The 12,433-nt window shown below is 74.4% G+C and carries 10 protein-coding genes, 1 tRNA gene and 1 pseudogene; 7 read left to right on the forward strand and 5 right to left on the reverse strand.

Going from position 1 to position 12,433, the window contains the following annotated elements; all coding sequences use genetic code 11:
• A pseudogene (locus AR3_RS18920) lies at window positions 1-1,427 on the reverse strand (hypothetical protein); the annotation flags it as partial.
• A 40-nt stretch (window positions 1,428-1,467) separates the two neighbouring features.
• On the opposite strand from AR3_RS18920, the gene AR3_RS18925 reads away from it, so the two are divergent.
• The 3 genes from AR3_RS18925 (at window position 1,468) to pheA (ending at window position 4,514) form a co-directional block, all read left to right on the forward strand.
• A complete protein-coding gene (locus tag AR3_RS18925; RefSeq protein ID WP_083951683.1) occupies window positions 1,468-2,835 on the forward strand; it encodes a glycosyltransferase 87 family protein in 1,368 nt (455 codons plus the stop codon).
• Entirely contained in the window at window positions 2,835-3,287 is a 453-nt protein-coding gene (locus AR3_RS18930) for a DUF4446 family protein (RefSeq protein ID WP_067915560.1), read from the forward strand. Before AR3_RS18925 ends, AR3_RS18930 begins: the two co-directional genes overlap by 1 nt.
• Before the next feature lie 303 nt (window positions 3,288-3,590).
• On the forward strand, window positions 3,591-4,514 hold the full coding sequence (pheA, locus tag AR3_RS18935) for a prephenate dehydratase (RefSeq protein ID WP_067915561.1): 924 nt from the start codon (window positions 3,591-3,593) through the stop codon (window positions 4,512-4,514).
• Between the two features lie 32 nt (window positions 4,515-4,546).
• Here the strand turns inward: pheA and AR3_RS18940 are convergent, their stop codons facing one another.
• Window positions 4,547-5,191 carry a ComEA family DNA-binding protein gene (locus AR3_RS18940; protein WP_067915562.1) on the reverse strand — a complete coding sequence of 215 codons (645 nt, stop codon included), beginning with the start codon at window positions 5,189-5,191 and terminating at the stop codon, window positions 4,547-4,549.
• 190 nt (window positions 5,192-5,381) lie between these two features.
• Here AR3_RS18940 and serS point away from each other — a divergent pair, with 190 nt between their 5' ends.
• Both serS and AR3_RS18950 read left to right on the forward strand, forming a co-directional pair.
• Window positions 5,382-6,641 carry a serine--tRNA ligase gene (gene serS / locus AR3_RS18945; protein WP_067915563.1) on the forward strand — a complete coding sequence of 420 codons (1,260 nt, stop codon included), beginning with the start codon at window positions 5,382-5,384 and terminating at the stop codon, window positions 6,639-6,641.
• A gap of 123 nt (window positions 6,642-6,764) precedes the next feature.
• Complete coding sequence (locus AR3_RS18950; RefSeq protein WP_067915564.1) at window positions 6,765-7,616, forward strand: Cof-type HAD-IIB family hydrolase; 852 nt, start codon at window positions 6,765-6,767, stop codon at window positions 7,614-7,616.
• 147 nt (window positions 7,617-7,763) lie between these two features.
• On the opposite strand, the gene AR3_RS18955 is transcribed toward AR3_RS18950, so the two are convergent.
• Window positions 7,764-8,315 (reverse strand): bacterial proteasome activator family protein, encoded by a 552-nt coding sequence (locus AR3_RS18955; protein WP_067915565.1) that lies wholly within the window; start codon window positions 8,313-8,315, stop codon window positions 7,764-7,766.
• A 15-nt stretch (window positions 8,316-8,330) separates the two neighbouring features.
• Window positions 8,331-9,287, reverse strand: coding sequence for an NAD(P)H-quinone oxidoreductase (locus AR3_RS18960; protein ID WP_067915566.1), 957 nt, complete (start codon window positions 9,285-9,287; stop codon window positions 8,331-8,333).
• Window positions 9,288-9,463: 176 nt separating this feature from the next.
• Here AR3_RS18960 and AR3_RS32295 point away from each other — a divergent pair, with 176 nt between their 5' ends.
• Window positions 9,464-11,659, forward strand: coding sequence for a MinD/ParA family ATP-binding protein (locus tag AR3_RS32295; RefSeq protein ID WP_227023294.1), 2,196 nt, complete (start codon window positions 9,464-9,466; stop codon window positions 11,657-11,659).
• Between the two features lie 92 nt (window positions 11,660-11,751).
• Window positions 11,752-12,141, forward strand: coding sequence for a signal peptidase I (locus AR3_RS18970; protein WP_067915567.1), 390 nt, complete (start codon window positions 11,752-11,754; stop codon window positions 12,139-12,141).
• Between the two features lie 137 nt (window positions 12,142-12,278).
• Here the strand turns inward: AR3_RS18970 and AR3_RS18975 are convergent.
• Window positions 12,279-12,371: transfer RNA gene (locus AR3_RS18975), tRNA-Ser, on the reverse strand.
• Window positions 12,372-12,433: the final 62 nt, after the last annotated feature.

Here is a 12,433-nt window from a genome sequence, read left to right on the forward strand (position 1 = left end):
AGCCCGGGCGCGATCAGCGACCGCCACAGCGGACGCTGCGACGCCGCCCCCGCCACCAGGACGCTGAACCCCAGAACCGTCGCGATGAGGGCGAGGGTCGGATACGGAAGGTCCCACCAGGGCACCACCCCGGCCAGGAACGTCGCCACCGGAACGGCGCCCCCGACCAGGGCGACGAACCGCGTCGCGTTCAGGATGCGCGCCCGCGACTCCGGGACGTTCCACCGCCGCCGCAACGCGATCGCCGCGAGCCCGTACAGCAGCAGCTGGGCGCCTCCCAGCACCCACCAGAACCCGCCCTGCACGCGCCGGATCGCCTGGGCGGCCACGTCCTCGTCCCGCAGCCGGTCGACCTTCGCCATGGTGTCGCCCTCGTCGGCGCCGTCGTCGGCGGCGCCCGTGCGCCACGGCGACCCGACCGCCTCCTTCGGCCGGTCGAGTCCGAGCACCCGCAGCGCCGTCGCGGTGACGTCGGTCAGGGTGACCATGGCCGGCTGCCGCGTCGCGCTGGAGGTCAGATAGCCCGGCCGGTACGTCCGCCCGGACTCGCCCGTGGGGCCCTGCGCGACGGCCACGCGGATGTGCGGCTTCGCATCCGTGTCGGACAGGCCCGCCACGAGCACCGTCGTGCCCTGGGGGAGACCGGCCAGCACCTGGGCGACGCGCCGGTCCGCCGCCCGCGCCGCCTCCGCGCGCTTGCGGGGCTCCACCGGCACCTGCTCGCCCTCGGCGTCCACCCCGGCGGTCAGGTAGGCGCGGAAGACGTCGTCGATCTCCACGCCGATCAGCGGGCACCGCGACCAGTCGGCGGCGGGCACCTTGTCGGGGGACGGGGCGTAGCGGTCGACGCGTCCCGCCCGGTCGGCCAGCCCGAACACCGCGCCCGGGCCCACGGCCAGGGTGCAGCCGCCCGCGCGGCGCACCGCGTCGCCGAGCAGCCCCACCTGCGCGTGGTAGGAGGTCCGCGCGTTGTCGTCCTTGATCGTCTGCCAGCCGGGGGCCAGCGCCCCGCCCTCGGGCGGGGCCTCGGACCCGGGCCGCGCGGCGGTCACCGGTGCCGACGGCAGCGCGCAGTCGCCGTGCGCCAGCCGCGCCCGCTGCCCCGCCGACACCGTCAGCCAGCCGTCCATCGGGCAGGTGTTGATCCGCGTGGTGCGGATGCTCAGCGCCCCCGCGGAGCCCTGCCCGGTCATCCGCCACAGGGTCGGCGTCCCGCCGCGGGTCACGTCCCGCCACGCCAGCCCCGGAATCCCGATGATCGCGACACGGCCTGTCGGCGCGGCCGTGCCGGAGGCCCGCGCGGGGACGGCGGGCGCCGCGTGTGCGCTGGGGGACGGAACGGCGAACAACGAGATCAACACCGTGACGACGGCCACAATGGTCGCCACGGGCCTCAGCGTGCCGGCCGCCGCCCCCCGATGCGTCATGCGTGCAAGGGTAGTGGGCGGCTTACATCAGGATGGGGACATGGTGGAACGTAACAGGACGGACCATTCCGGCCGCCGGCGCACGGCGCCGGCGCGGCCCGCCGAGGCGGCGGCGCCGGGGTGGTCGGTCCGGTCGGCTCCGCGGGCGGCGAACCTGCTGATCCTGGCCGCCGGGATCGCCGTCGCCGCGGCCGCGGTGGCGCCGATCGTCGTCCACTGGCTGACCAACCCGCCCGACCAGCGGATGGTCGACCTGGAGGTGTACCGGGACGGCGGCCGCGCCGTCCTGCGGGGAGCGCCGCTGTACGAGCTGCTCACCCAGCCGCCGCAGCTGCTGCCGTTCACCTACCCGCCGTTCGCGGCGGTGCTGGCGGTGCCGTTCACCCTCATGTCGTGGGGCGCCGCCCAGGTGACGTGGATGGCGCTGCTGTACGTCGCCCTGGCGGCCGCGGTCTGGCTGTCGTTCCGCGACCTGGTCCGGCGGGCCGGGCGCTGGGCGCCGCTGGCCCTCGGCGCCCTCGTCGGCGCCGCCGCCTGGCTCGTGCCCGTCTACGACCAGGCCAGGTTCGGCCAGGTGGGCGTGTTCCTCATGGTGATGTGCCTGGCCGACTGCTGCGCGCGCCGCCCGCGCTGGCCGCGCGGCCTGCTCGTCGGCCTCGCCGTGGCGATCAAGCTGGTGCCCGGCGTCTTCCTCATCTACTTCTGGATCACCGGGCGGCGGGACGCGGCCGCCAACGCCGTGCTGACCGCCGCCGTCGCGACCCTCGCCGGGTTCGCCCTGCTGCCGGCCGACTCGGTGGACTACTGGTTCGGCGCGCTGCTGGAGGGCGGCGACCGCACCGGCGCCGTCAACGGCACCACGAACCAGGCCATCAACGGCATGCTGGCGCGGATCTACCTGCCCGACGCGGTCACCAGCCTGCTGTGGCTGGCGCTGGCCGCGTTCGTCGGCTACCACGGGTTCCGGCTGGCCCGCCGCGCCACGGCCCTCGCCGACGCGACGGCGCCGGGGCCCGACGCCCGCGCCGCCCTGCTGGCGGGCGTCGCCATCACCGGGCTGCTGTCGGTGCTGCTGTCCCCTGTGGGATGGATTCACCACCTTGTGTGGATCGTCCCCGTCATCGGCGCCGTGGTCGGTGATGGGCGCGACACGCGAAGATGTCAGTATGCGGGGCTGATCTGGCTGTACTTCCTGTTTCCGCTGCCCTGGTGGGGGACCCGCCTGATCGGTCCCGAGCACTCGATTCCGTCGCAGGTCACCGGGCGGATCATCCAGGACGCCTTCGGACTGGCCGCCCTGGCGCTGATCGCGTTCCTCGGGCGGCGGCTGCTCCACCGGATGGCCGGTGCGCGCGTTCCGGAGGATCCTTCTCGCCGGGACGCCGAGGTCGGTACGCTCAGCGCGTGATGCTGGTAGCGGTGGCCGTCGCCGGATTGGTCGCCGGGGTGGCCGGTCTGTCCATCGCGGTGGTGGCCCACAACAGGGTGAACCAGGTCGTCGACGAGTGCGGCGCGGTGCTGCGGCGGCAGCTGCAGCTCGCCGCCGGAAAGGTCGACGGCCAGGCGTTGCGCGACTTGGCGATCGTCCACTACGACGCGCTCAAGGAGATGTCCGGGCACCGCTCGTTCTCGCTCGCCCTGATCAACGCCAACGGCGACGGCGTGGTGATCAGCTCCATCAACGGCCGCACCGAGACGCGGACCTATGCCAAGGCGGTCCGCGACGGCCACCCCCTGGAGACGCTCTCCCCCGAAGAGAACCAGGTGCTGCGCGCCGCCCGCCTGGGCAAGGGCCCCGTCGTCACCATGGACGACCCCCTGGCCGACTTCGGCGACCGCACCCCCACCCCCAGCGCCTGAGCCGCCCGCAGAGCCGCTCGCGCCCGAGCCGCCCCGCGGCGTCCGCGCGCTCGAGCCGCCCCGCGGCGTCGCGTGCCCGATGCCGGCCCCGCAGTCCCGCCGCGCGCCGTCGTGCCCGCCATCGGGTCCGGGCGCGTTTCCTGACCGGCTCATGATCGGCCTTTTGCCGGTGCCGGGTCGGACGGGCACATAGACTCGACGTCCTCACCACCTGTCGCACAGCCCGCCGCGCGATCCGGACGTGGGCGGAGGAGTTGCTCATATGCCACTGGGAAAAGCGTGCACACGGCCGGGGGACGTCACGTGACCGAGACGTACGCGTTCCTCGGTCCCCGCGGCACGTTCACCGAGGCCGCGCTGCGCCGGCTGCCCGGCGCGGAGGGCGCCGAGCAGGTCCCCTACGACACCGTGCCCGCCGCGCTCGACGCGCTGCGCCGCGCCGAGGTGGACGCGGCCGTCGTCGCGCTGGAGAACTCCGTCGAGGGCTCGGTGCCCACCACCCTGGACGAGCTGGCCACCGGCGAGCCCCTGCAGATCGTCGCCGAGGTCCACCTGCCGGTGTCGTTCGCCCTGCTGGTGCGGCCCGGCACCACGTTCGCCGACATCAAGACGGTCGCCTCGCACCCGCACGCGCAGCCCCAGTGCCGCCGCTGGCTGGCCGAGCACGTCCCGGACGCCGAGTGGCGCGCCGCCACGTCCAACGCCGAGGCCGCCCAGCGCGTCGCCGACGGCCACTACGACGCCGCGCTGGCCGGCTCGTTCGCCGCGGCCCGCTACGGGCTGTCGGTCCTGGCCGAGGACATCCACGACGTGTCCGACGCGGTGACCAGGTTCATCGAGCTGCGCCGGCCCTGCGTCCCGCCGCCGCGCACCGGCATGGACCGCACCACCGTGGTCGCGTTCATCGGCGAGGACCACCCCGGCGCCCTGCTGGAGATCCTCAACGAGTTCGCGATCCGCGGCATCAATTTGACGCTGATCCAGTCGCGTCCCACCGGCGCCGGGCTCGGCTCGTACCTGTTCTGGATGGACTTCGACGGGCACGTGGAGGACGCCCGCGTCGGCGAGGCGCTGATGGGCCTGCGCCGCATCTGCGCCGACGTGCGGTTCCTCGGCTCGTACCCGCGCGCGGACCAGGTCCGCCCGGAGATCCGCCGCGGCACCCACGACGCCGACTTCACCGAGGCCGCCGCCTGGCTGCGCTCCATCCGCAACGGCCACGCCTGAGCCGGGCGGCCCCGGGGGCAGGAGGCGTCGGGTCAGGGCAGGTAGACGCCGTACTCGGCGAGCCGGGGGGTGAGCGACGGCGGCAGCCCCGTCAGCGCGGCCGCCTCCTCGGCCGACACGAAGCCGTCGCACCGCTCCCGCGCCTCGACGAGCCGCTCGGCCTGCTCGAGCGTGATGCCGAGCCCCTGCGCCAGCACGTGGGCGGGGGCGTGGTTGACGTCCACGAGCCCGCCGTCGTCGAAGCCGCGCGGCAGGTCCGGACGGCCGATCCGCATCTCCAGGGCGGTCTGCGGATCGCGGCGCGCGATCTCGTGCGCCCGGGCGCGCAGCTCGCGGCGCCGCCGGATCTCCCCCTGGGCCTGATCGAAAGCGACCGCGTCCCGGCGCGCGAAGACGCGGCCCCGGACGGCGAAGGCGTGGGCCGTCCCGCCCAGGACCGACACGACCGCCCCGATGCTGAAGATCACGTCGCCCGCGGTGCCCGGGTCGGCCTCGACGGTGGCGAAGACGGCGCTCTCGAGAGCGAGGTAGCCGGCCGCCGCGAGCCAGTGCGCCCACCGCCGCAGCCGGAGCGCCACGTGGGTGAAGATGATCGGGGACGCCAGGCCCGCGGTGAGCAGGGGGCTCAACGCCCACAGGATCGTCAGCCCCGTCCGCACCCGGCTGTCGCGCTTCATGATCGACCTCGCCCCCTTGTCACTTGTCAGACGTCTTATAAGGCAAGACCGATGTCGAGGCGAAATGTCCGGTTCTGGACGGCGGGGCGGGTGAACCGCGGAGGGGCCGCGCCGTCGTCCCCGCCGCGCGCGGACGCCGCGACGGCGATCTCGCGCGCGCCACGGCCGCCGCACCGGTAGCCTCAGGGTTGTGATTGACCTGCGAGCCCTTCGAGAGGACCCCGAACGGCTGCGCGCCTCGCAGCGCGCCCGCGGGGAGGACGAGACCGTCGCCGACACGCTGCTCGACCTGGACGAGCGGCGCCGCGGCGCGCTGTCGACGTTCGAGCGGCTGCGCGCCGAGCAGAAGAGTTTCGGCAAGTCGGTGTCGAAGGCGCAGGGGGAGGAGCGGCAGCGGCTGCTGGGCCGCGCCAAGGAGCTCGCGCAGCAGGTCAAGGAGGCCGAGGCCGAGGCCGACCGGCTCGGCGCCGAGCTGGACGCGCTGCTGCGGACCGTTCCCAACATCATCGAGGAGGGCGCCCCGCCCGGCGGCGAGGAGGACTTCGTCGTCCTGGAGCACGTCGGCGAGCCCCCGAAGTTCGACTTCGAGCCCAAGGACCACCTGGAGCTCGGCGAGGCGCTGGGCGCGATCGACACCGAGCGCGGCGCCAAGGTGTCCGGCGCGCGGTTCTACTTCCTGACCGGCGTGGGGGCGCGGCTGCAGCTGGCGCTGCTCAACCTGGCCATGGAGCAGGCGATCGCCGCCGGGTTCACCCCGATGTACCCGCCGGTGCTGGTCAAGCCGGAGGCGATGGAGGGCACCGGCTTCCTCGGCGCGCACGCCGCCGAGGTCTACCACCTGCCGCAGGACGAGCTGTACCTGGTGGGCACGTCCGAGGTGCCGCTGGCCGCCTACCACATGAACGAGATCATCGACGACCTGCCGCGGCGGTACGCGGGCTGGTCGTCCTGCTTCCGCCGGGAGGCCGGCTCGTACGGCAAGGACACCCGCGGCATCATCCGGGTGCACCAGTTCGACAAGGTCGAGATGTTCTCCTACTGCCGTCCGGAGGACGCCCACGACGAGCACCTGCGGCTGCTGGAGTGGGAGAAGGAGATGCTCGCCAAGGTCGAGCTGCCGTACCGGGTGATCGACGTGGCGGCCGGCGACCTGGGCGCCAGCGCGGCCCGCAAGTACGACTGCGAGGCGTGGCTGCCGTCGCAGAACACCTACCGCGAGGTCACCTCCACGTCCAACTGCACCGACTTCCAGGCGCGGCGCCTGGCGGTGCGGTACCGGGACGAGGGCGGCCGCAACCAGCCGGTCGCCACGCTGAACGGCACGCTGGCCACCACCCGGTGGATCGTGGCGATCCTGGAGAACCACCAGCAGGCCGACGGCTCGGTGCGCGTGCCGAAGGCGCTGCAGAAGTACCTCGGCCTGGAGGTCCTGGAGCCGGTCAAGCGCTGAGGCGGCGGCGCGGGGCCGCCGTCGGGGGCATCGCCTATGGTGTCTCCCAGCCGTGCCCGGCGTCGTCACATACCCGCCCCCTCGAGTGCGCGAGGAGCCGGACGCGGCAGACGGGAAGGTGACATGTCTCCATCCACGCCGCGCCTGGTCGCCACCGACCTCGACGGGACGATCGTGCGTTCCGACGGCACCATCTCGCCCCGCACCGTCGCCGCCCTGGCCCGCGTGGAGCGCGCGGGCGCGCTGCTGGTCATGGTCACCGGCCGGCCGCCGCGGTGGATGCGTCCCGTCGCCGAGGCCGTGGACCACCGCGGCGTGGCGATCTGCGCCAACGGCGCGGTCGTGTACGACCTGCACACCGAGACCGTGCTGCGCACCCGGCTGATCGAGCCGGAGGTGATCGCCGAGACGGTGGCGCGCCTGCGCGCGGCGATCCCGGAGCTGCGGTTCGCCGTGGAGTACCCGCACGGGTTCGTCTTCGAGGCCAGCTACCACCTCGGCAGCTGGGACGCCGAGGCGCTGGGCGGGCGGCCCGTGGACGGGGAGACGCTGGTCAGCCGGGGCGGCACCAAGCTGCTGGCGTTCCACCCCGACGCCGACCCCGACTCGCTGGCGGCCAAGGCGCGCGACACCGTGGGCGACCTGGTCACCGTCACCCACTCCTCGGGGCGGGGCCTGCTGGAGATGAGCGCCCACGGCGTCACCAAGGCCAGCGCCCTCGCCGAGCTGTGCGCCGAGCACGGCATCCGGCCCGCCGACGTGGTGGCGTTCGGGGACATGCCGAACGACCTGCCGATGCTGACGTGGGCGGGCGTGTCGTACGGGGTGGCCAACGCCCACCCGGTGGTCCTGGAGGCGGTCACCCACACCACGGCGCGCAACGACGACGACGGTGTGGCCCAGGTGCTCGAGCGGCTGTTCCCGGACGCCGAGTCGACGGAGTCCGCGGAGTCGACGGGGCAAGGGTCCGCATGACGCGCGGCGCCGAGCCGCCCGCACGCGGGCGGTGCGGCGGCTCGTCGGCGACGCGCTGCGGAGGGGGCGCCGGCCGGCGGTCGGCGTCGGGCCTCGTGCGCGGCGGCTGCGCGGGGGCGCAGTCGAGGAGACCGCTGTCGAGGGGGCTTACAGGTACGGGCCGGACTGGCGGCGGCGATGGTCCTCCTCGCCGGAGGACTGCGGCATCATCCCGGCGGGCAGGGCGCGGCGCATCTGCTCCAGCTGGGCCCGCGCCGCCATCTGCTGGGCGAACAGCGTGGTCTGGATGCCGTGGAACAGGCCCTCCAGCCAGCCGACCAGCTGGGCCTGGGCGATCCTCAGCTCGGACTCGCTCGGCACCTCCTCCTCGGTGAACGGCAGCGACAGCCGCTCCAGCTCCTCGATCAGCTCGGGCGCCAGACCGTCTTCCAGCTCCTTGATGGACGACTGGTGGATCTCGCGGAGCCGGGCGCGGCTGGCCTCGTCCAGCGGCGCGGCCTTCACCTCCTCCAGCAGCTGCCGGATCATGCTGCCGATCCGCATGACCTTGGCGGGCTGCTCCACCATCTCGGTGATCGACTTCTCGTCGCCGTCCTCGGACTTGCCGCCCTCCACCGCGATGCCGTTCGGCCCGACGACCAGCACCTGCGGCTCCTTGTCGGACCGGTCGCCGGACGGGCTCTGCGAAGGCTGGTTCATGGTGTCTCCAGGAATTCAGACGGTCAGGACAATCTTTCCGACGTGCACGCTGTCCTCCAGCAGCCGGTGCGCCCGCGCCGCCTCCGCCATGGGCACGGTGCGGTCCAGGACCGGCCGCACGGCGCCCGACTCCAGCAGCGGCCACACGTGCTCGCGCACCGCCGCCACGATCGCGGCCTTCTCGGCGGCGGGACGGGCCCGCAGCGACGTCGCGTGCACCGACGCCCGCTTGCGCAGCAGCTCGTTCAGGTCGAGCTCGGCGCGGCGACCGCCCTGCAACCCGATGACCACCAGCCGGCCGCCGGGGGCCAGCGCCGACACGTTGCGCGCCAGGTACGCCGCCCCCATGTTGTCGAGTATCACGTCGAACGGGCCGTGCTCGGTGAAGTCGTCCTCGCGGTAGTTGATCGCCTCGTCGGCGCCGAGCTCCCGGCAGCGCTCGGCCTTCCGCGCGCTGCCCACCGTGCACAGCACCCGCGCCCCGTGCGCCCGCGCGAGCTGGATCGCCATGGTGCCGATGCCGCTCGCGCCGCCGTGCACGAGGAACGTCTCCCCCTTGGCCAGGCGCGCCAGCATGAACACGTTCGACCACACCGTGCACGCGACCTCGGGCAGCCCCGCCGCCTCGACGAGGCCGACGCCGCGCGGCACCGGCAGCACGTGGCCGGCGGGCACCGCGACCCGTTCGGCGTAGCCTCCGCCCCCGAGCAGCGCGCACACCTCGTCGCCGACCCGCCAGCCGGTGACGCCTTCGCCGAGCGCGGCGACCCGGCCGGAAACCTCCAGCCCCGGGTACGGGGGAGCCCCGTCCGGCGGCGGATAGAACCCGCGGCGCTGCATCACGTCCGCCCGGTTGACCCCGGCGGCCGCCACGTCGATGAGCACCTCGCCCGGCCCGGCCTGCGGGTCCGGGACGGCCGTCCATTCCAGGACGTCGGGCTCTCCCGGTTCGCGGATGACGATGGCATGCATACCGATCACGCTACCGGGCCTTCGGGGCGCACAGCCTCCTGATTAGGGACGGCCCTTCGGGCGGTTGTGGTGCGTCTTTCGCGTAGGCGGATGGTAAAGGCCCATGGGTATCCTGCCCTGGGGTCATGCCATCCGGCTCCACATGGACGTTCGAGGCGGGGTCGAGGGGAGAGACGGTGGCGAGGAACGAGCACGACGGGCGGTCGCTGGAGGAGCGCCTGGCATCCCTGGACGCGATGAGCAGCCAGGGCGTCGATCCCGCTCCGTCCGGCGGGCCGGGCCCGGGCAACGCGTCTCCCGCCGAGTCGCCGCCCGCCGCGGCGCCGGCGGCGGACGACGCCACTGACGACGCCACTGACCGAACGAACGCTTCGCCCTCCGCGTCCCCCGCATCTTCCGCACCTTCCGCGGCCGAGGCGGAGGCCACCGTGGCCGACGCGGAGGCGACGCGTCCGGGCGGCGACCAGAACCCGTCCGGGAACGAGCCGACGGCAGGCCAGCCGCTGCCCGAGGCCCCCGCGAACCCGTGGGCGGCGCCCCCGCCGTTCCAGGGCGCGCCGCCGGAGCCGCCCCAGGGCGGACCGTCGCAGCCTCCGGCCGACGTGCCGCAGCCCCCGAGCTTCACCCCGTACGGGGACATGCCCGCGCCGCAGTACACGCCGCCCCCGCCGTTCGACGGGAGCCAGCCGCCTCCGCAGCCCTACGACGGCAGCCCGATGCCGCAGCCCTTCGACGGCGGCATGCTGCCCCCTCCGTACGCGGGCATGGTCGGCGGCTACCCGCCGGTGTACGAGCCGCCGCAGCCGCCTCCGCCTCCCCCGGGGTTCGAAGGCGCGATGCCCCCGCCGCCTCCGCCGTACGAGGCGCCCGCCGTCCCGCCCCAGCCCGCCTCCGAGGGCGGACAGCCGGGGAGCGACACGCCGCCGCCCTTCCAGGCGCCGGTGCCGCCGCAGTACCACGCTGCTCCGACGCCCGCCGACCAGGCGGCGCCGCCGCTGGAACAGCTGCCGCCCTACCCCACCGAGCAGCCCTCCCAGGGCGACCCGCAGTCCGCGTCCGCGGGCGAGGCCGCGCCCGCCGAGCCGGACACGCAGCCGGGCCGGCCCGTCCAGCCGGGCCAGCAGGACGCCCCGCCGCAGGAAGGGCAGCAGGGCCAGCCGGGCGGCGCCCCGCAGGAAGGCCAGCCCGGGCAGCCGGGCCAGCCGGGTGTGCCGCCGTACGGCATGCCCGCCATGCCCGTGCCCGCGTACGACCCCAACAGCAACCCGGTTCCGGGGTTCGACCAGCCACCCGCCTACCAGCCGCCGGCGGGGTACGCGCCGACGGCGCCCGCCCAGCCCCCGGCCGGCGGGTACGCGCAGCCTCCCGCGCATCCGGGCGCCCCGGGCCACGGCGGCCAGCCGCACCCGCAGGCGCCGCAAGGGCCGCCCCCGGAGAGCTCCGAAAGCCTCAGCTCGGAGAACCTGCTCGGCCACCGGCGCATCGCCCCGTCCGGCGGATGGCGCCGCGCCGTCTACAAGGCCACCGGTGGCGCCATCCACCCTGGGGAGTCGCAGGCCGAGCTGCGGCGCAAGGACCTCATCGCGCGGGCCCGGACCCCCGTGGTGTCCGGTCACCACCGCGTCGCGGTCATGTCCCTCAAGGGCGGCGTCGGCAAGACCACCACGACCGTGGGCCTGGGCTCGATGCTGGCGTCGCTGCGCGGCGACCGGGTGATCGCCGTGGACGCCAACCCCGACCGCGGCACCCTGTCGGACAAGCTGCGGCTGGAGACCGCGGCGACCGTCCGCGACCTGCTCAACAACCGCGACAAGATCCACCGCTACGCCGACGTGCGCGCCTTCACCTCGCAGAACGAGGCGCGGCTGGAGGTGCTGGCCTCCGACCGCGACCCGGCGGTCAGCGAGGCGTTCAGCGCCGAGGACTACTCCGCGGTGGCCGTGGTGCTCGAGCAGTTCTACACGATCTGCATCACCGACTGCGGGACGGGCCTGCTGCACTCGGCCATGGCCGGGGTGCTCAGCCTGGCCGACCAGCTCGTCCTGGTGAGCTCCCCGTCGGTGGACGGCGCCCGCTCCGCCAGCGCGACCCTCGACTGGCTGGAGGCGCACGACCACGGCCACCTGGTCCGCAACGGCGTGGTGGTGCTGTCGATGGTCCGCAACCGCACCCGCAGCCAGGTCGACCTCGACAAGCTGCAGGCCCACTTCGAGAGCCGCTGCCGCGGCGTCGTCCGCGTCCCCTACGACGACCACCTGGAGGAGGGCGCCGAGGTGGACCTGGAGCAGCTGGCCCCCGCGACCCGCGAGGCGTACCTGCAGCTGGCCGCCATGGTCGGCGACGGCTTCGCCATGCAGCGCGCCAAGGAGTGAAACCGCCGGTCGGCTCGTCCATTCGTGGGGCCCGCCCGCCGGCCCGCCGTGCCGGAGCGGACGGGCGGCGCCAGGCGTTAAAGTCGCGACCCGTGGTCGACAACGTGTACGTGGGCAAGGCCGCGGTCGACGCCGCCGCGGACCGCGGCTGGCTGCTGGGGCACTTCAAACCGCCGGGCGATCCGCGCCACAGCGACGACGTCGAGATCAAGTGGGGCGTCCACCCGCGCGGGGAGCGGCGCGCCCGCTGGACCGAGGGCGAGAAGCGCACCGCCCTCCTGGTCCTGATCAGCGGGCGCTTCCGGCTGGAGTTCCCCGGCGGCGACGTGGTGCTGTCCGAGCAGGGCGACTACGTCGTGTGGGGTCCGGGCGTCGACCATTCCTGGGAGGCCGAGGAGGACTCGATCGTCATGACCGTCCGCTGGCCGTCCATCCCCGGCTACCGCGTCGACGACCCCGACGAGTCCGACGACGGCTCCTGACCCCGCCGCCGGGAACGCGATGGGGGCGTTGAGCGAGACACGGCTGGGAGACGGGATCGCGACGCCGCGGGCGGCTGATGAGATCTGGGCGGCGTCCTCGACGTCCGGCGCGGGCGCCGAGGACGCAGCGCCGCGGGTGGCGGAGGCTGTGGGATTCGAACCCACGGAGCCGGGGCTGCCGACTCAACGGTTTTCAAGACCGTCGCACTCGTCCACTATGCGAAGCCTCCAGTGAGCAGCCCCCACGATAGCGGCAAGCGCGGGGTGAGTTCACGGGGCTTATGAGGGTGCG

The organism is Actinomadura rubrobrunea NBRC 15275, from assembly GCF_001552235.1.
Classification (GTDB): domain Bacteria; phylum Actinomycetota; class Actinomycetes; order Streptosporangiales; family Streptosporangiaceae; genus Spirillospora; species Spirillospora viridilutea.